This window comes from Cedecea neteri NBRC 105707 = ATCC 33855, assembly GCF_001571265.1.
GTDB lineage: Bacteria > Pseudomonadota > Gammaproteobacteria > Enterobacterales > Enterobacteriaceae > Cedecea > Cedecea neteri.
In genome coordinates this window covers 22213-46270 of the sequence record NZ_BCTL01000008.1, presented here as the reverse complement: position 1 = coordinate 46270, position 24058 = coordinate 22213, and the positions used below count along the sequence as shown (strand labels likewise).

Annotated in this window: 20 protein-coding genes; 11 read left to right on the top strand and 9 right to left on the bottom strand. The window is 54.2% G+C overall.

Features of this window, described 5'->3' with window-relative positions; genetic code table 11:
- Window positions 1-24: 24 nt before the first annotated feature.
- Together CNE01S_RS04560 and CNE01S_RS04555 are read right to left on the bottom strand one after the other, a co-directional pair.
- Entirely contained in the window at window positions 25-585 is a 561-nt protein-coding gene (locus tag CNE01S_RS04560; RefSeq protein ID WP_061273884.1) for a shikimate kinase, read from the bottom strand.
- Window positions 586-593: 8 nt separating this feature from the next.
- Window positions 594-1517 (bottom strand): LysR family transcriptional regulator, encoded by a 924-nt coding sequence (locus CNE01S_RS04555; RefSeq protein WP_061273818.1) that lies wholly within the window; start codon window positions 1515-1517, stop codon window positions 594-596.
- Between the two features lie 148 nt (window positions 1518-1665).
- On the opposite strand from CNE01S_RS04555, the gene CNE01S_RS04550 reads away from it, so the two are divergent.
- From CNE01S_RS04550 to CNE01S_RS04540, 3 genes are read left to right on the top strand one after another with little or no spacing between them, the layout of a single operon-like run.
- On the top strand, window positions 1666-3201 hold the full coding sequence (locus CNE01S_RS04550; protein WP_245874259.1) for an MFS transporter: 1536 nt from the start codon (window positions 1666-1668) through the stop codon (window positions 3199-3201).
- Between the two features lie 33 nt (window positions 3202-3234).
- Entirely contained in the window at window positions 3235-4350 is a 1116-nt protein-coding gene (locus CNE01S_RS04545; protein ID WP_061273814.1) for an alkene reductase, read from the top strand.
- A 17-nt stretch (window positions 4351-4367) separates the two neighbouring features.
- On the top strand, window positions 4368-4796 hold the full coding sequence (locus tag CNE01S_RS04540; RefSeq protein WP_061273812.1) for a hypothetical protein: 429 nt from the start codon (window positions 4368-4370) through the stop codon (window positions 4794-4796).
- 32 nt (window positions 4797-4828) lie between these two features.
- On the opposite strand, the gene CNE01S_RS04535 is transcribed toward CNE01S_RS04540, so the two are convergent.
- The 3 genes from CNE01S_RS04535 to CNE01S_RS04525 form a co-directional block, all read right to left on the bottom strand.
- On the bottom strand, window positions 4829-5644 hold the full coding sequence (locus CNE01S_RS04535; protein WP_061273810.1) for a MetQ/NlpA family ABC transporter substrate-binding protein: 816 nt from the start codon (window positions 5642-5644) through the stop codon (window positions 4829-4831).
- A gap of 94 nt (window positions 5645-5738) precedes the next feature.
- Window positions 5739-6407 carry a methionine ABC transporter permease gene (locus tag CNE01S_RS04530; protein WP_061273808.1) on the bottom strand — a complete coding sequence of 223 codons (669 nt, stop codon included), beginning with the start codon at window positions 6405-6407 and terminating at the stop codon, window positions 5739-5741.
- Window positions 6400-7422 carry a methionine ABC transporter ATP-binding protein gene (locus CNE01S_RS04525; RefSeq protein WP_061273806.1) on the bottom strand — a complete coding sequence of 341 codons (1023 nt, stop codon included), beginning with the start codon at window positions 7420-7422 and terminating at the stop codon, window positions 6400-6402. The genes CNE01S_RS04530 and CNE01S_RS04525 overlap by 8 nt, the downstream gene beginning before the upstream one ends.
- Window positions 7423-7928: 506 nt before the next feature.
- On the opposite strand from CNE01S_RS04525, the gene CNE01S_RS04520 reads away from it, so the two are divergent.
- Together CNE01S_RS04520 and btsR are read left to right on the top strand one after the other, a co-directional pair.
- Window positions 7929-9617: a sensor histidine kinase gene (locus CNE01S_RS04520; RefSeq protein ID WP_061273804.1), complete on the top strand. Its 1689-nt coding sequence runs from the start codon at window positions 7929-7931 to the stop codon at window positions 9615-9617.
- Entirely contained in the window at window positions 9611-10330 is a 720-nt protein-coding gene (btsR, locus tag CNE01S_RS04515; RefSeq protein ID WP_061273802.1) for a two-component system response regulator BtsR, read from the top strand. The genes CNE01S_RS04520 and btsR overlap by 7 nt, the downstream gene beginning before the upstream one ends.
- 10 nt (window positions 10331-10340) lie before the next feature.
- Here the strand turns inward: btsR and yjiA are convergent, their stop codons facing one another.
- From yjiA to CNE01S_RS04500, 3 genes are read right to left on the bottom strand one after another with little or no spacing between them, the layout of a single operon-like run.
- Window positions 10341-11306 (bottom strand): GTPase, encoded by a 966-nt coding sequence (yjiA, locus tag CNE01S_RS04510; protein ID WP_061273800.1) that lies wholly within the window; start codon window positions 11304-11306, stop codon window positions 10341-10343.
- 13 nt (window positions 11307-11319) lie between these two features.
- Complete coding sequence (locus tag CNE01S_RS04505) at window positions 11320-11523, bottom strand: YbdD/YjiX family protein (protein WP_061273797.1); 204 nt, start codon at window positions 11521-11523, stop codon at window positions 11320-11322.
- Between the two features lie 56 nt (window positions 11524-11579).
- Window positions 11580-13733 (bottom strand): carbon starvation CstA family protein, encoded by a 2154-nt coding sequence (locus CNE01S_RS04500; RefSeq protein WP_061273795.1) that lies wholly within the window; start codon window positions 13731-13733, stop codon window positions 11580-11582.
- Window positions 13734-14481: 748 nt separating this feature from the next.
- Between CNE01S_RS04500 and CNE01S_RS04495 the strand changes: the two genes are divergently transcribed.
- The 5 genes from CNE01S_RS04495 to cueP all read left to right on the top strand — a co-directional run bounded on the left by CNE01S_RS04495 (window position 14482) and on the right by cueP (window position 20389).
- Window positions 14482-15258, top strand: a complete 777-nt coding sequence (locus tag CNE01S_RS04495; RefSeq protein WP_061273793.1) for a hypothetical protein — start codon at window positions 14482-14484, stop codon at window positions 15256-15258.
- A gap of 43 nt (window positions 15259-15301) precedes the next feature.
- Window positions 15302-15790 carry a CS1 type fimbrial major subunit gene (locus tag CNE01S_RS04490; protein ID WP_061273791.1) on the top strand — a complete coding sequence of 163 codons (489 nt, stop codon included), beginning with the start codon at window positions 15302-15304 and terminating at the stop codon, window positions 15788-15790.
- A gap of 130 nt (window positions 15791-15920) precedes the next feature.
- Entirely contained in the window at window positions 15921-18410 is a 2490-nt protein-coding gene (locus CNE01S_RS04485; protein WP_245874255.1) for a CS1-pili formation C-terminal domain-containing protein, read from the top strand.
- Window positions 18410-19663, top strand: coding sequence for a hypothetical protein (locus CNE01S_RS04480; protein WP_061273789.1), 1254 nt, complete (start codon window positions 18410-18412; stop codon window positions 19661-19663). Before CNE01S_RS04485 ends, CNE01S_RS04480 begins: the two co-directional genes overlap by 1 nt.
- Before the next feature lie 174 nt (window positions 19664-19837).
- A complete protein-coding gene (cueP, locus tag CNE01S_RS04475) occupies window positions 19838-20389 on the top strand; it encodes a copper-binding periplasmic metallochaperone CueP (protein ID WP_061273787.1) in 552 nt (183 codons plus the stop codon).
- A gap of 42 nt (window positions 20390-20431) precedes the next feature.
- Here cueP and CNE01S_RS04470 read toward each other — a convergent pair whose 3' ends face one another.
- Window positions 20432-20995: a helix-turn-helix domain-containing protein gene (locus CNE01S_RS04470; protein ID WP_245874253.1), complete on the bottom strand. Its 564-nt coding sequence runs from the start codon at window positions 20993-20995 to the stop codon at window positions 20432-20434.
- 623 nt (window positions 20996-21618) lie between these two features.
- Here CNE01S_RS04470 and pgaA point away from each other — a divergent pair.
- Window positions 21619-24057, top strand: a complete 2439-nt coding sequence (pgaA, locus tag CNE01S_RS04465; RefSeq protein ID WP_061273785.1) for a poly-beta-1,6 N-acetyl-D-glucosamine export porin PgaA — start codon at window positions 21619-21621, stop codon at window positions 24055-24057.
- Window position 24058: the final 1 nt, after the last annotated feature.

The following is a 24058-nucleotide window of genomic DNA, read 5'->3' as shown; positions in this document are numbered from 1 at the left end:
ACCTTAGATAGAGTTGGGCTTGTGCTAGTCAATATAGCGGTTCATACGCGGCTCGCGGGCGCTTATTACATTCGCGACGTGGGCGGCAACGATCTCAGGGGCGTCCATAGAAAATATCTGTACATCACCCAGGCAGAGATACTGACTAAAACGCTGGCCGAACTTAGCGATTTCGCTTTCTCTTTTCAGACCAAAACCCCGCGTTAACTGGCGTTCAACAATGCAGCTGAGCGCCTCACGGTAGTCACGAGAGGGTAAGAGCAGCACCGACGTGCCTGCACGCCGCACTCGATCTCTGTTTTGCTCCACGATGTCAGGCCGAACATCCGTTGCAAGAAAGCCGGAAGAGAGAATGAAAACGGTACTGACGTCGGTTTTTGCCAGTAATGTTTCGAGTAATTTCGCATTCTCCTCGAGGTAGCGTTCATAGCCAAAAAGGCCAATAAATTCGCGAATATTCATGACGTGGGTACAAAACTCATCGTCGAGATCGGTGCACTCATAGCCTAGCCTGGTGGCCAGTAAGGTCCCGACGGTGCTTTTACCCGCGCCACCGGGGCCAATAAGAAAAACAAAATCTGCCATCTGCACGCTCACCTGGCGGCTGCTCCATGAACACCATTTTGCCGCTGTCGGGTGACAAAGTCGCTGATAAAGTCGACAAAAACGCGGATCTTTGACGAAAGCTGTTTCCCCGAAGTCCAGACCATCTGGAATTGCCCCGGTGCTTTCAAATACTCACCCAGCAGCGGTTGTACAACACCGCTCGCCAGCTGGGGTTCAATCATAAAATCAGGCACGGCCCCAACGCCCAGGCCATTAATAATCGCGCTACGCACCATCTCCATGTTGTTCGAACTGAACACGGTGCGGGTACGAACGTCCGCCAGTTCTGACAGATCGTGCAGCGGCCAGGCCTGCAGCTTGCCGGTGTTCACATAACGGAATCGAATTCCGCAATGTCCCTCCAGTTCCCGGGGCGATTGGGGTACCCCATGCCGGGCAAGATAGGCCGGGGAAGCACAGAGAATAAGCTGCAAAGAGGGCAATGCGCGACGCATCAAGCGAGAATCCGGGAGCTCGCCGGTTCGGATAGCAATATCCACGTCCTCGTCAATCAGGTTCACCAGCCTGTCGCTGAAATCCAGATCGAGATCGATATCCGGATAACGGCGAACGAAAGCGATAATGGCCGCTTCAAACAGGATATGGCTGGCGGCGGGCAGGCTAACGCGCAGGCGGCCCCGGGGCGTTTCACTGACATGGGAAAGCAGGGCATCCGCCTCATCCAAATCCTGCAGAATCCGCCTGCAGCGCTCAAAGTAAACCCGGCCTTCAGAGGTCATCTGCAGGCTGCGGGTCGTGCGATGAAAAAGCCGCACGCCAAGCTGTTCCTCAAGTCTCGTAATCCCTTTTCCCACCGCCGAAGCGGAAAGCCCCAGGGCTTGGCCGGCGCGGACAAAACTGCCCAACTCTGCGGTGCGAACAAAATAGGTCAGGCTGGACAGGCGATCCATAGTGATACCTCTATTCGAGCGTTTTGGTCCGTAATGTTCGGACGTTTTATCATTTTTTTCACTGAAAAACACCCGCTACTCTGCACGCTATCCCACCTGCTTACTGCAGGCCCAGTTTTGAGATTGTCACTTTCCGCTAAGGATATGAATGATGGCCGTTACCCGTTCTCAACCGTCGCAAGAACAGCTCCTGACGCTGGTCGCCGTGTGTCTTGCCTCGATCACTATGCCTTTTAATTTTACCGCCGCCGCCGTGGCCTTACCCGCTATCGGGCAAAGCTTCCACGGCTCGGCCATGGCGGTTAACTGGGTGGCTAATGCGTTTATGTTGACCTTTGGCAGTTGCCTGATGCTGGCGGGCGCACTTGCCGACAGCTACGGGCGTAAACGCATGTTTGCCGGGGGGATTGCGGCCTTTGCGTTACTGTCAGCCTCGCTGCTTGCCGCGCCAAACTTATTTGTTTTCGACCTGCTGCGTGGGGCGCAAGGGATTGCCGCGGCTATCGCGTTTTCCGGCGGAATGTCGGCGCTGGCGCAGGTTTTTGATGGAACCGCCAGGATGCGTGCTTTCAGCTTCGTCGGCTGCAGTTTCGGCATTGGCCTGGCTTTTGGCCCCGTGGCCGCGGCGGTAATGATCGATCTCTTCAACTGGTCAATTGTCTTTATTTTACTGACGCTGGTGGCGGGCATTGCCTGTTTTCTGGCCTGTCGCTATATGCCTGAATCTCGCAATCCAGCGGCAAACGGCGTCGACTGGGCCGGGGCCGTGGTGTTTACGTGGACGCTGGGTGTTTTCACTTATGCCGTCCTGCGCGTGCCGGAAGTTGGCTGGGGAGATGCCTTTAACCTCGCACTGTTTGCGGTGGCCATGATTTCACTGCTGGTGTTTATTTGCATTGAGCTGCGTGTTCAGCAGCCGATGCTCGACCTGACTTTATTCAAATTTCCCCGGTTTGTTGGCGTTCAGCTCCTGGCCGCCGCCCCGGCCTATTCCTTTGTTGTTCTGCTTCTGCTCTTACCGCTGCGCTTTGTTGGCGTGGAGGGAATGCCGGTGCTTGAGGCCGGACGGTTAATGATTGCGCTCTCTGCGCCGCTGTTGTTCCTGCCGATTATTGCCGGGTCCCTGACTCGCTGGTTCTCTGCGTCCGTGCTGTGTGGGGTGGGGCTGCTGGTCTGTGCGGCCGGATTATTCTGGCTCAGCCGCATTCCGGGCGGGGCATCTGCCTGGCAATTTGCCTTGCCGATGTGGACTATCGGCTGCGGGATAAGCCTGCCCTGGGGATTAATGGACGGCCTGGCGGTGAGCGTGGTGCCCCGCGAAAGGGCGGGCATGGCAACGGGTATTTTCAGTACCACGCGGGTGGCCGGGGAAGGAATTGCGATGGCAATTGTGAGCGCGCTGCTCTCTTCACTGATGGCAAATAACCTGCACCAGGCGGTGTCCGGCAGCCCTCAGCGGCTGGCCCATGTCGCACAAAGTGTTGTTACCGGTGATGTCACGACCGCAACCACCTCGCTGCAGGGCGTGACGTATAAGACGATTGCCGCCAGCTACGACACGGCATTTAGCGACCTGTTACTGCTGCTGATGAGCATCACATTGCTGGTTGCACTAGTGGTGTTTTTATTTCTCGACAAAGTACAAGCGGGGGATGAACCCCGGCCACAAGCGACGGCGAGCTGATCGCCATTTTAAGTCAATAGTGAGAATGCAACGATGACCACACATGTCAAAGATCTGTTCAGCCCGCTGCGGGCCGGCAGGCTCAGTTTACAACACCGGGTAGTGATGGCGCCGCTAACCAGAATGCGTGCATCCGGGCCAGAAGGCGCGCCTGACGCGCTTAACGCCGAATACTATGGCCAGCGTGCCAGCGAAGGCGGCCTGATTATTACCGAGGCGACGAATATTTCGCTGCAGGGGAAAGGCTTTCCACAAACGCCGGGCATCTATAGCGAGAGTCAGCAGGCAGGCTGGAAGCAGGTTGTGGAAGCCGTGCATCAAAAGGGCGGCGCTATTTACCTCCAGCTCTGGCACACGGGGCGTATTTCTCATCGCAGTCACCACCCTGAAGCCCCGTCGATTGCTCCATCGGCTATTCGCCCTGCGGGTGAAGCTCTGGATGCTAACTTTACATCTCAGCCGTTTGCCACCCCGGCAGCCCTTGAACTCTCGGCCATTCCTGCGGTGATTGAGGAGTATCGCGAGGCGGCCCGGCGAGCGAAGGCTGCGGGTTTCGACGGCGTGGAGTTGCATGCGGCGAACGGTTTTCTGATCGATCAGTTTTTGCAGGACAGAACTAACCAGCGCACGGATGAATATGGTGGCAGCGTAGCAAACCGAATGCGTTTCATGCGCGAAGCGCTGGCGGCGCTGCGTGAGGTTTACGCCGCCGGGGAAATCGGCGTCAGGCTTTCTCCGTTCGGCAAGCTGGGAGACATTGGCGACAGCAACCCGCTGGCGCTGTTTAGGGACGTTGTTGCCTGGCTTTCAGAGCAGCAGATTGGCTATCTGCATCTGGTGGAGCCGCGAGCCAACGTCGGGCTAAATGAAGAGCAGGACATGACGCAGCCAGCCTCTGTTGCCGCCTTGCTACGACCCTATTTTGACGGCGCTATTATCGCCTCGGGCGGTTTTACTCGCGACTCAGCCAATGCGCTTATTGCCGCAGGAAATGCGGATGCCGTGGCTTTCGGGCGGGCGTTTATTGCCAACCCCGATCTGCCGTATCGGCTGTCCGTAAATGGGCCTTTAAACGCCTGGGACCGTTCAACATTTTACGCCGGGGATGCCCGCGGTTATACCGATTACCCGACTTTGCCACGTAACTGATCTTTGAGGAGAGTTCTATGTTATTTAATGATACCGCATCCCCCATTCTCAATGTGCAGGGGCCGCCACCCTGGCTGGCAATACTCGCCGATGACGCAAGCCTGCAAGGCGTGGTGCTAAAAGCGCCGGTTCACGGCAAAACGGCGATTCTGGAGATCCTGAAAGCGGCCATTCCGCTGTATGACTTCCAGCGCTTTACCTACCGGGATTATGTTAGCGAACGGTTCTTTATGGAGTCTTACCGCGCAAGCGTTGACGGCGTGGCCGTAGAGTGTGCCGTGTGGGTGCATATCAATGAGCAAGGGCAGGCGGATTCACTGATGATTCATCACCATCCGCTGCCTGCGGCGCTCTATTTTTCCCAGCGGATGTGGCAGCAGGTTGATGACAAGTATCGCGAACTTTACCTTAGCCCGGAGGAGTACGCGTCACTCACTCGCGAATAAGAAGAAGGGCGCATTGCGCCCCTCTTTCTGTGTTACTGGTTAACCGGCACAACCGCGCCGTGGTACTTCTCGTTGATCCAGTCCTGAATCTGCTTAGAGTGCAGGACTTTCACCAGCTCGACGATGTCATGTTTTTTCACGTCTGCGCTGTGTACGGTAATGATGTTGGCATACGGGTTGCCTTCGGTGCTTTCAACGGCAATAGGATCTTTGATTGGGTTCAGGCCTGCATCCAGCGCGTAGTTGGCGTTGATCACCACCGCGTCACCTTCGTTGTTGGCGTACATTTGCGGCAGCAGCGCGGCTTCAATATCTGCTTTGAACTGCAGATTTTTCGGGTTGCTGGCGATGTCGCTAATGCGGGCGTTAACCGGCTTCACGCCTGGCTTCAGAGTGATTACGCCTTCGCGCTGGAAGATGGCCAGAATACGGCCTTCTTCGGCTACCGAATCACGCAGAATGATTTTGCCGTTCTGCGGCAGATCCTTCAGGCTTTTATACTTCTTCGAGTAGATGCCGATAGGTTCAACGTGAATCGCCCCGGCGCTGACGAAATCGTAGTTTTTATCGCCTTTATGATCCTGCAATACCGAATCCAGGTAAGGCTGATGCTGGAAGTAGTTGGCGTCAATTTCACGCTCGGCAAGAGCAGTGTTCGGCAGGATATAGTCCTGGAAGGTTTTGATCTCAAGATCGATGCCTTCTTTCGCCAGAATCGGTTTCGCCTGCTCGAGAATTTCCGCGTGTGGCACATTGGAGGCGCCCACAATCAGTTTTTCAGCGGCGTTGGCCTGAAGGCTTAACGCGGTTAAAGAAGCCAGAGCTAACATCATAAACTGTTTTTTCATTATTTCGTCCAGTCGTGATTAGTGATTAAAAGTGCATTGCCGTGGAATTCGGGCGGCAGAGACGCTCTCTGCCGCCCGAAAGTTTTCGATGCCGTTAGCGTTTATCCAGCAGGTTGGTAATACGGTCGCCGATAAACTGAATAATAAAAACGATCGCCAGGATAGCGGCCGTGGCCACCAGCGTGACGTCGTTATGGTTACGCTGGAACCCTTCCAGGTAGGCGAGGTTGCCTAAGCCACCTGCGCCGATAACCCCGGCCATAGCGCTGTAGCTCACCAGCGCAATCAGGGTGACGGTCATGCCGGAGACCAGCGCAGGGGAGGATTCAGGCAGAAGCACACGGAAAATCAGCGTGTGGGTTTTCGCCCCCATCGAACGTGTGGCTTCGATGACCCCTTTGTCGACTTCAAGCAGTGCAATTTCGACCAGGCGAGCGTAGAAAGGTGCGGCTCCGACGATCAGCGCCGGGAGCGCGGCATTGGTGCCCAAAATGGTGCCGACCAGCGTTTTCGTGAACGGGATTAGCAGGACGATCAGAATAATGAACGGGATCGAGCGGAAGACGTTAACCAGCACGGTCACCACCGAATAAACCAGGCGATTCTGCAGCAGTTGGCCGCGAGAGGTGAGAAAAAGCAGCACCCCGAGAGCGATACCAAACACGAACGTTGCCGCCCCGGACCAGGCCGTCATGTAGAGCGTTTCGCCCGTGGCGGCCCAAAGTTTGTCGAGTTTTAAATGCGGGAAGTATTGCTCAAGCATGTCGAATAACCTCAGTCTCTACCCGCTTTTGATTCAGGTATTGCACAATATTTTCTAGCTGGCTGGCGTCATCCATATGGACGTACAGTTCGCCAAATGCACCGTCTACCGTCTGGGTGATGTTGCCGTGCAGGATATTCAGCGCGACGTTGAAGTGCTGAATGACATCGGCAATCACCGGCTGCCGGGCTTCTCCGCCGGGGAATATCAGCTTCAGAATGCTGCCGCCGATGTCCTGAACCCAGAGCGGGTTGAACGGCTCGCTGGGCGTATTCTGACCCGCGACCTGGCGCACAAAAGTTTGCGTGATGGGCTGCTTCGGGTGGCTGAAAATATCCAGTACCGGGCCTTCTTCAACGACTTTGCCGTTTTCCATCACCGCCACGCGCTGGCAAATTTTGCGCACTACATGCATCTCATGGGTGATGAGTACGATGGTTAAGTTGAGCTGGCGGTTAATGTCGAGCAGCAGATCGAGAATCGCGTCGGTCGTTTGTGGATCCAGCGCCGAGGTGGCTTCGTCGCACAGCAAAACGTCCGGGTTATTGGCCAGCGCGCGAGCAATGCCGACTCGCTGCTTTTGGCCGCCGCTAAGCTGAGAAGGCCAGGCGTTTTCGCGGCCCTCCAGGCCCACAAGCTTAATCAGTTCGTTAACGCGCTGCTGAATCTGGCTTTTATTGACACCGGCAATTTGCAGGGGAAAGGCAATATTCTCTGCAACAGTTCGGGACCACAGCAGATTAAAGTGCTGAAAGACCATGCTGACTTTAAGACGAGCCTGGCGGAGCCGTTCGCCTGTAGCTTTGGCAATATCCTGACCGGCGACAACGATCGAGCCGGATGTGGGTTTTTCAAGCCCATTCAATAACCTGATTAACGTGCTTTTACCTGCGCCGCTATAGCCGATAATGCCGTAAATCTGTCCTTTATTGACGTTAATATTAATATTATCCACGGCGATGATTTCGCCATGTTTGCTGGTAAATATTTTTGATACGCCCGAGAGAACGATCATTATGCTGATCCTTAACTGCTGAGATTTTCCGCAACACAACAGCATGATATGCTGTCGACTGGCGCGCGCATGCCGTGTTATGGGCGCCGAGTCATTATTATTTGGCTGATACTACCTGCTAAAGCCGGTGGGCAGAAGAATATAAAAATATGACTTATAGCCATAAGAAATATAAATAAGTGATGATTTTTTCTGCCTGCGATTAATCCTCTTTAGCAAAAATATGGCATTGCTTATATTTAAATTGGTTAATTGAAAATGTTTGAATAATAAGTGGCGGAGGGGGCGGGTGATAAATAATGAACTGATTATTAATTCGTTTAATTAATGCTCTGTCGTTGGCTGATAATTGTGCAGCGCACTTTTTTTAGTTTTATATCTGTGCTGCCGGGTGCCGCTCCCGCTGTTATTTTTCATCCCGAATTTAACAAATCTGCGCCATGCCCCGGAAATTATATCCTTATCGCGTTATCTTTCCCGCCGTTGAGAACGGAGAGTGCCTGCAGATGTACGAGTTCAATTTAGTCCTGCTGCTATTGCAGCAGATGTGCGTGTTCCTGGTCATTGCCTGGCTGATGAGTAAAACCCGGCTGTTTATACCGCTGATGCAGGTCACCGTGCGGCTACCCCATAAGCTGCTCTGCTACATCACTTTCTCGGTTTTCTGCATTATGGGCACCTATTTTGGTCTGCATATCGAAGGTTCCATTGCCAATACGCGTGCCATTGGCGCGGTGATGGGGGGTCTGTTAGGCGGGCCGGTGGTGGGCGGGCTGGTTGGGCTAACTGGCGGGCTGCATCGCTACTCACTCGGCGGGATGACGGCGCTAAGCTGCATGATCTCCACCATCGCAGAAGGGCTGATCGGCGGGATTATCCACAGCGTTTTAATTCGGCGGGGCAGAACGGACAAATTGTTTAGCCCACTGGTTGCCGGCGCGACGAGCTTTGTCGCCGAACTGGTGCAGATGATCATTATCTTGCTTATCGCGCGGCCCTTTCAGGATGCGTTGCACCTGGTAGAGAGCATCGCTGCGCCGATGATGGTCACCAACACGTTAGGGGCCGCCATGTTTATGCGTATTCTGCTGGATAAACGCGCGATGTTTGAGAAATACACCTCCGCGTTCTCCGCCACCGCGCTGAAAGTGGCCGACTCAACCGAGGGGATCCTCCGGCAGGGGTTTAATGAGCAAAACAGCCTGAAGGTAGCGAAGGTGCTGCACCAGGAGCTGGACATCAGCGCCGTAGCCATCACCGACAGAGAGAAACTGCTGGCATTTATCGGCACCGGGGCCGATCACCATCTGGCGGGCAAGCCCATTTCGTCGGGATACACCTGGCAGGCCATCGAAAATAACGAAGTGGTTTACGCCGACGGCAATGAGGTGCCTTACCGCTGTTCGCTCCATCCTAACTGCAAGCTGGGGTCGACGCTGGTTATCCCGCTGCGGGGCGAAAACCAGCGGGTGATCGGCACGATAAAACTCTACGAGGCGCGCAACCGGCTGTTTAGCTCGATCAACCGCACGCTTGGCGAAGGGATTGCTCAGCTATTGTCGGCACAAATTCTGGCGGGGAAATTTGAGCAACAAAAAGCGCTGCTGGCGCAGTCCGAGATCAAGCTGCTGCATGCGCAGGTGAATCCGCACTTCTTATTTAACGCGCTGAACACGCTCAAAGCGGTTATCCGTCACGATGGCGACAAAGCCGGGCAACTGGTGCAGTATCTCTCTACTTTTTTCCGCAAAAATCTGAAACGCCCGTCGGAAATCGTCACGCTTTCCGATGAAATTGAGCATGTGAATGCCTATCTGCAAATTGAGCTGGCGCGTTTCCAGACTCAACTGGCGGTGGACTGGCAGGTGCCCGACGAGCTGGCGAATCAGCGTTTGCCGGCCTTTACGCTACAGCCGATTGTTGAAAATGCGATTAAACACGGCACTTCCCAGCAGTTAGGCTGCGGCATGATTACTATTCGTGCCCGTACCGAGGGAAAAGACGTGCTGGTGGATGTTGAGGATAACGCCGGGTTGTACCGGCCAAAAGAGAACGGTAACGGGCTGGGAATGAATCTGGTGGACAAGCGGCTACGGGCGAAGTTTGGGGAGGATTATGGCCTGGCTGTAAGCTGCGACCCCGATCGTTTTACCTGCATCACCGTGCGCCTGCCCGCCGAGGAGTTGGTATGTTAAGAGTATTGATTGTGGATGATGAACCGCTGGCGCGTGAGAACCTGCGTGTTCTGCTTGAGAACGACGGCGAAATTGAGATAGTCGGGGAATGCGCCAACGCGATAGAGGCGATTAGCGCTGTGAACAAGCTGCGCCCGGACGTGCTGTTTCTCGATATCCAGATGCCGCGTATTAGCGGGCTGGAAATGGTGGGGATGCTGGATGAGCGCCACCGGCCGCGTATTGTGTTTCTCACCGCTTTTGATGAGTACGCGGTGCAGGCCTTTGAAGAGTGCGCTTTCGACTATCTGCTCAAGCCAATAGAGGCGCAGCGGCTGCAAAAAACGCTGACGCGTCTGCATCAGGAAAGCGAAGCTCAGGACGTTTCGCAACTGCCGGAAAGCCAGCAGTTGCTGAAATTTATTCCCTGCAGCGGCCACAGTCGAATCTGGCTGCTGCAGATGGAGGAGGTGGCCTATGTCAGCAGCCGGATGAGCGGGGTGTATGTCACCAGCCGGGATGGCAAAGAAGGCTTTACCGAATTAACGCTGCGCACGCTGGAAAGCCGCACGCCGCTACTGCGCTGCCATCGGCAATATTTGGTGAACATGAATTATTTGCAGGAGATCCGCCTGGAGGATAACAGCCAGACGGAACTGCTGCTGCGGGATGGCCGCACCGTGCCGGTGAGCCGCCGCTATTTGAAGTCGTTAAAAGAGGCGGTGGGGCTTTAAGGTTATTGCTCTACGCGGCTGGTTTTAATCCGGCAAAAGCGTCTCGGATTTCGGCCTCCGGCAGCGACACGCCGATGAACACCAGCGTGCTCTCCGGCGTTTCGTCCTGCTGCCACTCGCGGTCCCAGTCGGCGCTGTAAAGGCGCTGCACGCCCTGAAACAGCAGGCGACAGGGCTGGTCTTCAATCCACAGCATACCTTTATAGCGGAGCAGGTTATTGGCGAAGCCGGAAAGCAGATTCTCCATCACGGCAGAGACGGCGGACAGCGCAACCGGATAGTCCAGCGTCACCACAATGGATGAGACTTCATTTTGTTGCGGGGCAATGCGGTGGAAGCGAGGCTTCGCCGCCACAACATTTTCTTCCAGCATAAAGCCGCGGGTGTTAAACAGCAGCGCAAGATCGATATTGCCATGCAGGATAGGGTAAACCGGGGCGCGCGCGTTAATACGCTGCAGGCGTTCGATCAAATCAGCGGATTCACCGGCTACATCGGTTTTGGTCAGTAAAACGCGGTCGGCGTAGCCGATTTGCGACTGGGCGAGCGGGAACTGATCCAGCTGGGAGTCGGCGTGTACCGCGTCGACCAGGGTTATTACGCCGTCGAGCAGGTAGCGTTCACAGATGATTTCATGGGCAAAAAACGCCTGCAGGATAGGGCCGGGGTCGGCCATGCCCGTACATTCTACAATAAGCCTGCCGAAGTGAATTTCGCCTTTGTCGCGGCTATCCAGAAGATCCAGCAGAGCATCTTCCAGCTCGCTCGATCGCGTGCAGCAGATGCAGCCGTTGCTTAGGGTTGTAATCCGGGTGGCGCGGTCGCCAATCAGCTGACTGTCGATAGGCGTTTCGCCAAATTCATTTTCAATGACGGCGATCTTCTCGTCCTGCTGGGTATGCAGGATATGGCGTAACAGGGTGGTTTTCCCTGCACCCAGAAAGCCAGTTAATACGGTTACTGCAATTGGTGTCATCGCATTTTTCCTGTTAACAGCAGCGCATGCCGCCTTTACCGTCTCCGCCGTAGCGCGCCTGCTGGCGTTCCCGGAAGAATTCTTTATAGCTCATGGGCGGCTGGTCCGGGTGGTTCGTCTGCATGTGCAGCACGTAAGTGTCGTAGTCCGGGATGCCAACGAGCATTCTCGCCGCCTGGCCGAGGTATTTTTTTGCAGCGCCTAAGTTATCAAACATCCGCCGCTCCTTAAGTGATTAAAGCCCCACTAATGTGGGGCTGTCAGATGTTGCAATCAGTGGCCGGAAGAAATCTTAATACCTTCTTTCGGCACCGGCTGGTATGGCGTTTCTTTGTCCGTCGGCTGGTCGGATTTACGCGCCTCTTTCCAGGCTTTAATACCGTAGAAAATGATGCTGTAAACCACCACCAGGAACAAAATGCTCAGGCCCGCGTTGGTGTAGTTGTTGACCACAATATGGTTCATATTGGCGACTTCCTGGGCAGTGAGATCGGCCCCGCCCGCGGCGATGCGCGCCTTATACTGGTTGGCCATGAAGAAGAAGCCTTCCATCTGAGGGTTGCTGCTGAACAACTTCAGGCCCAGCGCCCAGGTGGTGCAGATAAGCAGCCAGACCGCAGGCACCACGGTCACCCAAATGTACTGGGTACGTTTCATCTTCACCAGCACCACGGTTGCCAGCACTAATGCGACGGCCGCCAGCATCTGGTTGGAGATGCCGAACAGCGGCCACAGGCTCTTAACGCCGCCCAGCGGATCGACCACGCCCTGATACAGCAGGTAACCCCAAAGCCCTACGCAACCCGCCGTGCCGATGATGCCTGCGACCAGCGAGTCGGTTTTCTTCAGGAACGGGATAAAGTTCCCCAGCAGATCCTGCAGCATAAAGCGGCCAGAGCGGGTACCAGCATCCAGCGCGGTAAGAATAAACAGTGCTTCAAACAGAATACCGAAGTGGTACCAGAAGCCCATGTCGGCTACCGGCACAATTTTGTGGAACACATGTGCAATACCGACGGCAAGCGTAGGGGCACCGCCTGCGCGGTTAAGCACGGAAGGCTCACCGATGTCTTTCGCCGTTTGCAGGATCTGCTCAGGAGAAATCACGAAGCCCCAGGAGCTGACGGTTGCCGCCGCATGAGCGGTGACATCTTTCAGCTGCGCCAGAATCATCGGGGCGTTTTCACCACCCAGTTCATGCAGGTTTGGCATGGTAATACCCAGCCCCGCCGGTGGCGTGTTCATCGCGAAGTAGAGGCCCGGTTCGATAATGGAGGCCGCAACCAGCGCCATTACCGCCACAAAGGACTCCATCAGCATCGCGCCGTAGCCAATAAAGCGAGCGTCGGTTTCACAGGCCAGCAGTTTTGGCGTGGTGCCGGAGGCGATAAGCGCGTGGAAACCGGATACTGCGCCGCAGGCAATGGTGATAAACAGGAACGGGAACAGAGCGCCTTTCCACAGCGGGCCGGTGCCGTCCACGTACTGGGTAATCGCCGGCATTTTCAGCTCAGGATTGAGGATAACAATCCCAATCGCCAGGCCGACGATAACGCCGATTTTCAGGAATGTAGCCAGGTAGTCGCGCGGGGCGAGGATCAGCCAGACCGGCAGCAGGGCGGAGACAAAGGCATAGCCTATCAGGGTAAAGGTAATAGTGGTGTCTTTAAAGGTCAGCGCCGGGCCCCAGTACGGGTCATGGGCAATCACGCCGCCGAAGTAAATCGAGGCGACCAGCAGCACAATACCAATAACGGACACTTCACCGACCCGGCCTGGACGAATAAAGCGCATATAAATGCCCATAAACAGGGCAATCGGCACCGTCGAGCAAACGGTAAAGACGCCCCACGGACTCTCCGCCAGCGCTTTCACCACGATAAGTGCCAGCACGGCCAGAATAATAATCATGATCAGGAAGCAACCGAACAGGGCAATGGTGCCCGGCACTGGGCCCATCTCTTCTTTGATCATCTCGCCAAGGGAAGCCCCGTTGCGGCGCGAGGAGATAAACAGCACCATAAAGTCCTGTACCGCCCCGGCCAGCACGACGCCCGCCAGCAGCCACAGTACGCCGGGCAAATAGCCCATTTGCGCCGCCAGAACCGGGCCGACCAGCGGCCCCGCGCCGGCAATTGCCGCGAAGTGGTGGCCAAACAGAACGTTACGGTTGGTTGGGACATAGTTCAGGCCGTCGTTATTGATAACGGCCGGTGTGGCGCGAGTAGGATCCAGCTTCATCACCTTTTGGGCGATGTAGAGGCTGTAGTAGCGATAGGCCACCAGATAGACCGACACCGAGGCGACAACTATCCACAGGGCGCTGATGTGTTCCCCCCGTCGCAGGGCGACGACGGCCAGACAGCAGGCCCCGATGATACCCAGAATTACCCAGGGTATATGTTTGAGAAATTTATTTTTATTCATAATTCATCCGTTTGTCAGCCCCGGCGTCATGCCTGTTCGCCGTCTCGCTGAACCTGGTTGTTGTAAAAGAAGGGCATAAAAATAGCCCAGCCATAGCGTGACGTTTTTCGCGGCAAGAGAGGAAAAAGAGTGGCCGAGTGGTCGTATTCAGGAATAAGCGGTTGTGGGACAGGCTAAGCGGTTTTTACCTGTCGCTAACTCACTGAAAAGTGTGATTTAGATCTCGTTGGCGTAGGGCATAATATTAACCCTGCCTGCCAATGCTTTCCGGAGTGATGTGAGTAAATTAAACGTGCAATTAAAGATTAAATGTTTTTAACCATATGGGTTGATGGTTTTTTATGTAAAAGCTAATAATGTTTTGTGCGTCTTAGACCCTGGTAACAGGTCTGCCTCTACGTTTGTGAATTAAATATCATTCCTGGTTTTATTTTAAAATATAGTGACGGGCTGTTTTTCGCAATGAATCTATTGCTTGTGGTAATGAATTGGTGAGTGGGGTGTTTTTCCTCTTGTTTTTGTTATTCCAAATGCACTTTATTATTAATATCTGCATGATGATATGTTGTATTGGTGGGGTGGGTGGCGTTTTTTATGATTAAAAAACAATTACTTAACCATGGATAATAATGATTAATTAATCTTATTTTTATTATTTCTTTCCTTAATTAAGGCGGTTTGAGTTGTGTGGTCGCTGCAATCTGCCGATGATGCACCTCGAAATTCAAGATTATTCCGTGGTGTTATTATGTCTTCCAGCAAAACGACGTGCCTTAAAAAAAACATCCTGTTTGTTGCAGCGTCTCTGACGCTGGTAACTATGTCTGCGCCCGTGATTGCCGGCCCGGCGATTAACGTAGGGGCGTTAAACGAGTACGTTTATTCTGGTAAGAACACGCTCGCTAAACGCATTTATAACACCGGCGATGCCACAGCCTTTGTGCGCGTCACGGTCAGTGAAATAGTTTACAAAGGGCAAGCCCCGGCAGAGGAGGTTCCACTTGATAATGAGGCCATTATTAATGGAAAGGGATCGGGGATTATCTCCTCACCCCCACGATTAATTATTCCTGCGGGAGGAATGCAAACCAACAGGCTGGTTATTACCGGACCTCGTGATAAAGAAGCTTATTATCGCGTACGTTATATCCCCGTGATGCCAAAGAATATGGACGAGTTTGCACTCAATAAAGATGAAATCAATAAATACCAAAGTACCATTAATGCCAGTGTCGCGGTAATGACCGGCTTTGGCACCATCGTTACCGTTCAGCCTGATAAGGTTCATTTTGATACGCAGATTACTGAGAAAGGAAACACGCTTCGCATCAGTAATTACGGTAACGCCTCTGTTGTTATTGCGGGTCTGAAATCCTGCGATATAAACCTTAAAAATTGTAACGCCCCCGCCAATATTCAATTAAGACCAGGCCGGAGTCTGGAGCGGGACATTGTGCCGCAAAAAATCTGGCATTACACGCTGACCGAAGGCAGTCAAAAAAAGACGCTGAAATCAGGTTTGTAACTTGAAACAACGTTGTTCTATTTATTATTAAAAGGATCTACCTATGCACGCAAAAAAAATGACTTTACTGGCGGCTCTTCTGGCTGCGGCATCCGTGGCTAACGCTGACACTCCACAGGTTAATTTCAACGTAGAGGCCGTTATTCCGGCCACCGATTTTTATGTTACCCCGGTTAACGGCTGGGATGCACAGACGCAGCAAATGACATGGAACACGGCTAATGATTCTCTGAATGCGTTCTCTCAGCAGCTGCAGATGAAAAACAACAGTGGGGGCATTCAGGCCTATCTCGCCGGGCAGCCTGTCCTCAGCTCGGCCAGCGGTACGGATACCATCGACCTCCAGGTCAATATTGCCGGCAAGTTATTACCGGTTAGCTCTGGCTCACCGGTAACGCTATATACCGAAGGTGAAGCGGCAACGGAGAAAACGGCCACCATGACGGTGAGCCAGGTGTCAGGCGGCAAGCCAGCCGCTGGCACTTATATGGGTAACGTAACCCTGATGTTCGATACCGTCGCCAAACCGTGATCCTAAAGACCGGACTGCGCTTGCCGCTTTTTGTTCCGTTCAGTTATTTACCGTGATGTCCTGGAGAAAAGAGAGGGTATGTCTCTTTTCTCCCCTCCTTTCGTTAACCTAATTTCAGGTGTCTGACATTATGTCTTTTTTGCGTCCATTGACGGGCTCGCTGCTGCTTATCAGTAGCACGAATGCGCTGGCGCAACCGGTAACGCTGGTCAGCCAGGCCGCTTCCATGCCGGATGATTTCCGGTCACATTTCTTCAATGCCCCGCTTTCAGCACGTGTCATGCTGGATAACCGGGTGCTGGGCGATGCGATGATCATGGTGACGGAGGATAACCGGGCCAGGATTATTCACTTTACCGACAGCGGCGACAGCGAGTATGGGGAAGCCGAGCGCCAGCGCTGGTTAAAGTCATTCAGCAACTTTGTCACGCTGGGGGAGTGTAGCCAGCATGATTGTCCGCCGGGGCTGCTGGCGGCGGACTACAGCCTGAGCGATGCCCGCCTTGTGTTGCTCACGCAGCAACCGGGCAATGAAAAGGGGAATTACTGGTACGCACTGCCTGGAGGCGGAGATTCAGGATTACTGCTGAATAACCAACTCAACCTCAGCGGTAGCCAGAAACAGTCCACGATGAGCTGGAACGGAGGCCTCGAAGCCGCGCTGGGGAGCTGGACGGTCACCAGCCAGTTTCAGCAGGATCAGACCCGGAGCGACGGACAGGGGAGTTACTCCCGCCATGCAATGACCTCTCTCTACGCTCAACGTGAATTTCAGCAACACTTTCTCCGCGCGGGTCTGTTCACGCCGGACAGCCAGGGCCTGCTGCGCCAGCCCTATACGCCGGGTAACGGCATCAGCACGCTAGCGGGCATGATGGCGGGCAGCAGTGACGCCTTGCTGAAGGGCGGAGATATCCCCGCGCTTTATCCTCTTTATGTGACCGCGAACCGGGAAGGCGTGGCCGAAATTTATCGCGATGGCACCCTGCTAAACTCGCAGCCTGTACAACCTGGCCTGCAGATGCTGGACACCGTGCCGCTGCCATCGGGTATTTATGAGGTTGAGATCCGCATCATGGAAGATGGGCGGGAAAGCAGCCGGGTGACGGAAACCATTAACAAGCCCACGCGCTGGCGTACTCCAGGGCAGAGGCTGCGCTACAACCTGTTCGCCGGGCAGCAGCAAACGCTGTGGAACAGCGACAAACGTGACAATGAGGGCGACCTGGCGGCCGGGGCCAGCGTCAACTGGCTGCTGCATCCACTGGCGACGGTGGGCATGGCCGTGCAGAAAACGGGTAAAGAGCGGCAGACCGGCGTGTCGCTGGACTGGCAGGCGGCCGAGCCGGTTCAGATATACGGCAATGTCTGGCGCAGCAATATCACGGGCTACGGGTTTGATACCCAGGGGATATGGACCCACGCCCAGGGCAACGTGGCCCTGAGCCACAGCCGCAGCTGGTATCGCAGTGAAGATGAACCCTACAGGTACACTACAAGGCCGTCGATCGATCACAGCAGCACACTCTCTACCACCTGGCGTTTTAACAGTGAAAACAGTCTTAACGCACGGCTGACGCACAGAAGTCGCAATAACGGCATCGGGGCAGACGTGGGCTTTAATACCCGCACCACGCTGGCGGGGAACGCGATTAACTGGCGACTTGCCGCCTTTGACCGGCCCTACGGCAATACCAGCTCTCTGCGTAACCGGGGCGTGAGCCTTTCCGCCAGCTTTGCGCTGGGCGGCGAAAAACGTAGCGGGAACATTAGCCTCGGCAGCCGCACCGACTCAAACGGCAGCCGTGACCTGTATACCTCGGCCTCGGTCAATCAGACCTGGGATAAAGGGCCGGTTAAAATGACCACGGCCACGGTGACGGCGGACCGTCACGGCGCGGGCTTCAGTACCTATAACCAGTTTGACACGCCGGTGCTGGCTGGCTCGTTCTGGGGGCAGAGTTCGACGCTTAACAGCAGCCTGTCGGGCGGCATTAATACCGGCAGCCTGCTGGCCATTGGCGGAGGGCACGCCGTGATGTCAAAACAGGCGGCAAACTACCAGGGTGGCGGCATGATAATTGATGTGTCATCCGACGATAAAAACGCTGAGCTGGTGGCGCTCTATCCCGGCGGCGCTGCACCGCTCAAACCGGGCAGGAACTTCATCCCCGTCGATGCCTGGAAACCGGGTACCGTGCAGATTGACTTCCCCGGTACGGAAGCCCCTGCGCTGAAAGTTGAACCAGAATACCTGAACTACCAGCATATTCGCGGCGGCGTCAGTGCCCATACCGTGAAAGTGATGAAGACGATGACGGTGATGGGGCGTCTGGTGGACGGGGACGGACATGCCCTGGGCGGTGCCCACGTAGTGAACCATGCGGGCAGAACGGTCACAGAGCCTGACGGGTTGTTCACCCTTGAAGTGCACGAAAACAATCCGGTACTGGCCGTGGAGCACCGGTCGATATCCCAGTGTGAAATTCGTCTGAATCCAACGACACAGAAAACCCAGGCAGAGATAATTTTTCTCGGCAACCTGACCTGCGACGGCTTGCCGCTGGCGGGCAATACAGAAGCAGCTTCCCGCACGGCAGCCAATAATAAGGACATATAATGAAAATCTGGCAGCAGGATGTTATTAAATTAATATATTTCACAAGAAAAAAAATTGCCCTGTCCGCGCTGCTTTTCCTGGCCATAGTACCAAAAGCGAACTCGGCCACGGTGGATGTGACTACCGAGTTTATTGCCGACCTGCAGCAGCCGCAGAAGAATAATTTTGTGAACACCACGCCAGTTTCGGGGTTTTGTGTTGATTTTTTAACATTCTGCCGTAGCGATGAGTTCAGTATTTTGATTCCTGACCTAACAGCGAGAAAATATTTTGATAGCAGTTCCCCGGATTTGATCAGTCATCACACCTCAATCTCACTCGATGGTAGAGGAAAGGAGGTGACATTAAAGGATATTAAAACAGGGAAAATGATTACGGGGATATTTCGCCTTACTCTTTTTGGTATGCAGCATAACCGATTAGATAATGCCAGCGGCCATCTCGGTTCCGCGATGTCTAATACAGGTACTCAGCCTTCGGGTGGCTGTTATGGATTGCAGGGTTCTGGGGGCGCTAGTGCAGTTTATTATAAGCATGGGTGGAGATTGCCCGCACGAAATGTTAGTTGCTACAAGAAACTTAATGATGGCCGTCCCTTTAAAGGGGACGTCCGAATTGACAATTTTAGTTTTGGCTACACATTAATGGTGCCCAATCCATTAAGTATTCCTTCGGGGGAGTACGAAGGGGAAGTGGTTTATTCTGTGGGTGATGGCGGCGATATTAACTTTAATGCCCTGGAGACCTCCGACAGTGAAATCAAAATAAATATCAAGGCGACTGTCAGCCATGCTTTCTATCTTAACTTTGCGCCCGGAACCGAAAATGTCAGCCTTGCCCCAAAAGGGGGCTGGGGCCAGTGGAGAAACGGCGGCCGTGTGCCGGACTCGCTCAGGAAAGAGGTGCCTTTCACGCTGTCATCGTCTTCCGGTTTCACCGTAAACATGACATGCACCATTCCTTCCGGGGCGGGATGTGGGCTAAGAAATGAAGGCACCGGAGAGGATATTCCGCTGGAGGTTGCTCTCACATTGCCGGGTTATAAAACGGAGAGTGGAAGTGAAGTCAGAAATCTGTTGATGGATTCATCGCCCGCGGGACATGTCATTGCCTTTCCTGGAGAGATTGTATACCAGCGCCGCTCGCAGGTTGACTTCAAGGTCCGGAAACCCGGCGTTGAAACAATGATGAAATCCCCCGGATCGGTCTGGAAAGGGGACGTCACGCTGATCTTCGATACTCAAATGGACTAGGTATAGCTGGAATCTTTCTCGTCAAAGGTTTCAGATGAAATTGATTAAAATCAATTAAAGCATAATAAATACATGGCTTTACCTTTCTATACCGCCAGACCTTTGACCTTCCCCTTGGGGGAAGGTGTAACGTTCGCGCCAGTGATTGTTAAACCTTACTCTGTGGAAGGATAAATAATGAAAACAGGCATGATTACTGCGTTACTGGCATTGGCCCTGAGCGGCTCCGCCGTAGCTTCAACCCCTGAAGCAAATGCTTTTCTGGCGAAACACGGGCTGGCGGGAAAAACGGTTGAGCAACTGGTTGAGGCTATCGACCAGTCCCCGCAGGCTCGCCCGCTGGGCTACAGTGCCGGGATCACCAGCCGCGCGCTGGTGCTTTCGGACGGGCAGCAGAAGTTTAGCTATCCATTGGGGGAGAAGTTCTACCTGTCGTTTGCGCCATACCTGCAGCAAACGCACCCTTGCTTTAACCACAGCCTTTCCGGCTGCCAGGGCGAGCTGGCCAATACGCCTTTTGAGGTCAAGATTACCGATAAAACGGGCAACGTTATCCTGAATAAAACGCTTACCAGCCAGCAGAACGGCTTTATCGGTGTCTGGCTGCCGCGTAATATCGAAGGGACCGTCAGCGTCAGCTATCAGGGCCGCGCCGCACATTCAGCTTTTGCCACCTTTGATGATAGCCAGACCTGCATGACTACATTGCCGCTGCAGCAATCCTAAGTCAGACGGGCGGCTGCTACCCCAGCGTAACCGCCGCCTGAGCTACGGATAGTTTTGCTCTTCGTCGGTAAAAATGAGCAGGCAGGCCTCGTTAAAGTTGCTCAGCCCAAGCCTTTCGTAAAGCTCGGTTCGCCTGCGATACAGGCTTTTCAGCGACGTATTGAGTTTTTCAGCCACGGCTTCCATAGGCAATCCTTTCCTCAGCAAAGCCATCATCGTGCGTTCGTCCTGGCTAAGGCGCATGTCGTAAAACCATTCCCTGGCCTGGCGGTCGATTTTCACCTTTTGCAGCAGCGTGAACAGGGCTTCCACGTCCGCGTGCGACATCGACATATCGAGACTCCACTTGAGCCTGAGCGGGGAGAGTTCGCTGTGGCGCATATCAAGCATGATGCAGAGCACGGGCGTGTCGGCCTTTTCTGCGCTGGTAATGATGTTTTCCCACTGCACCAGCGGCAGCCGGCTATCGACCAGCACGGCGTACTCCTCGTAGCCAAAGCTAAAACTCCTTCTTTCCACGGAACACAACAGAATGAGGTCGGGAAAGTAGCCTTTTATTCCCTGGTAAAGATAGCGATCCTGGGTTATCAAAATTGTCGCATTCACCGCAGCATATCCCTTTAATATCACTTAAATCCTGAATGCATATCCATTGAGCCTGGGGCATGCGCGAACACAGCGTATTTCTACTATTCCATTTAAAAATGAGCTAACTAACTTTTAGGTAAGTTAGGCGGGAAGTCTTTTTATGGATGAGATGTAAATGCAGGGCTGTCCTTCTTTATTATCAGCAAGGAGAATTATAAATAAAAAGGAATAAGAAAAAAGGCGCTGAAATGGAAATTAGGATTCTTTGCCAGGAAACCTCCTGATCAGCACAGGGAAACACGCCGAGAAATACCGGGAATCGCAACATGAATATCATTTATAAGCAGCAAGGTGGTTTTATTTGTATTTATAATCAATGTCTTACATGGCTACGCATTATGGTTTTTACATTATTGAAAATCCAATGCGGAGTATTCTTAAAAGCATCTTTGTGACCTGCTTATTGTATTCACAAAGTTATTGTCAGTGACTTATCATTCCTGCTGTCGACTCTATTGCAATAAAGCTCTTTAACGTCAGAGGGCATTTTTCTGTGTCAATTTCCTTCCGCTGATGCCGGTTTTCGGTATTCAAACGCGGAGAGTGAACCATGCTCATTCATAATGGAATAATAGATATTTATGGGACAACGGCTGAGTATCAATAATTTATTCTTTTATCGTGGCGTGAAGTTATCGCTATTTTTAGTCATGCCAGGGTTGTTTTCGGTGCAAGGAATGGGGGCAACATCGCCATATGACAGGCAGGTATTACAGGCTCGCGGCGGAGATTATCGCCCTCTGCTGGATGCGCTTAGGCATGAGGAGCAGGTCAGGGGACTTAACCCGGAGCAGGTGGCGGACTGGCTTCAGGTCGCCTCCTGGGCAGGGCGTGATGATGAGGTAGTCAGCGTCTGGCAGCGTTATCAGCGGCGTATTTCCATCCCGGCTCGCGGGCTGGCTGCTACCGCGCAATCTCTGCGTAATTTAAAGCGCTGGACGGAGTCACTTTCTCTCTGGGAAGAAGCGCTTAGGCTTTCACCCGGCAATGATGATTACCGCATTGGGCAAATTAAAACACTGGCCGACGGCCAAAAGCGCTGGCAGGCGAGAGAAGAGGCGCTGCGTCTGGTTGAGGAAAAGCCCGACCTCGCACATTTACAGACGCTCTCTTATGTCTATCTGCGGCTGGGAAAGACCTGGGACCAGTTGCTAAGCGACACGCGAGCCCTGGCACTTGCGCCAGGGAATAAAACCGCGCTGCAAAACCTGATAGCCAGCCTGACCGTAAACAGGGTGAATACCCCGGCGCTGGCGTTAGCTAACGAAGCGGAACTCCCGGCATCCGATCGCAGAAACCTGGAGGTGAATGCGGCGGCCGAAATGGTGCGTATCGCTGAAATCCCTCCGGGGGAGGAAAAAGCGCGCTTCACCGTCGCGCGGCGGGCGTTGGATCGCTACGACGCCTTACTCGCCAAATGGCGCAGCGATTCGCAGGCTCAGCAGGACATTTCGCGGGCGCGAATAGACAGGCTTGGCGCACTCTACGCCCACAATTATTACCCAAAAGTCATTCAGGAATATGAAGCCCTGGCCGCAGAAAACGTGCGCGTTCCGCCCTGGGCTTTACGCTGGGTGATTGCTTCTTACCTGGCAGAAAAACAGGTAGAAAGCGCGCAGGCGTTAACGCCGCAGCTGTTCAGCGGCGCGGGCAATGAGAACGAGCAGGCGATGTTTTATGCCTTGCTGGACAGCGGCCAGTACGACGCCGCAGGTCGGTATTTGCAAAACCTCAATCGGGTAACGCCCTATCGTCGCTATGTGTCGGGCTTCCCGGCACCCCAGCCGAATGACCGCTGGCTGGAGGCGAAAACGCTCGCTGTTCAATATCTTTTAGCCACTGACGCGCTGCCAGAAGCACAGGCGCTGTCTCAACGCTTGGCCAAAACCGCGCCGGGTAATCAGGGATTACGTATCGATTATGCCAGGGTTCTGCAGGCGCGCGGGTTGCCGCTGGCCGCCGAGCGAGAGCTTAAAAAAGCGGAAGTGTTCGAGCCGTCGAATCTTGAGCTTGAGCGGCAGCAGGCCTATATCTCGCAGGATCTTCACGAGTGGCGGCAAATGGATTTGTTGACCGACGATGTGATGCGGCGCGCCCCGCTGGATATCGGCTCTCAGCGGTTGAACCGCTCGCGGGATGTTCACCGGATGTCCGAACTGCGAATTAACGGCCAGCAGGGGATCCACTCTGATACGCCCGTTAGCGGCGCACACGATTTTAACTGGGATATGGCCGTCTATGGCCCACCCGTGGCCGACAGCTGGCGGCTGTTTGGCGGCCACCGTTTTAACAGCGGGCGCTTTGAAGAAGGTAAGGGATCCAGCCGCAGCGTGTTTGGGGGAATAGAGTGGCGGCCGCGCAATAGCTGGGTCGAGCTTGAACTGGCGAACAACAACTTCAACGGCGGCAATGAGCCGGGCGGCCGCGTCTCGGCCTGGCACAGCTTCAGCGACGGCTGGCGGGTGGGGGGCGAGGTTGAACGTCTGGCTCGGGCAACGCCGCTGCGGGCTTTGCGCAATGGGATAAGCGCGAATCAGGCCAACCTGTGGGTGCGCTGGCATCAAAATGAACGGCGGGAATACCTGGGGACCGCGACCAGCTGGTTTTCAGACCATAACCACCGCCAGGAATATACCTTACAGGGCAAAGAGCGGCTGTGGCAGACGGCGCGGATCTCGCTCGACCTGCAGCCCGGCGTGGCTTACAGCACCAACAGCAAGACCGACACGGTGTATTACAGCCCGAAATGGGACTTATCCGCCGCGCCGACGCTCGCCGTTAATCATGTGATGTATCAGCGCTATGACACCGTCTGGAGCCAGCAGATTAGCGCCGGGGCGGGCATTTACCGACAAAAAAATTACGGGGCAGGGGCGATGACAACCTTGGGATATGGCCAGCGTATCCAGTGGAACAACGTCCTCGACGCCGGGGCCATGCTGAACTGGGAAAAGCGGCCCTGGGACGGCAAGCGGGAAACTCATCTCGCCGTCGCTTTTGATGCGAATTTACGATTTTAAG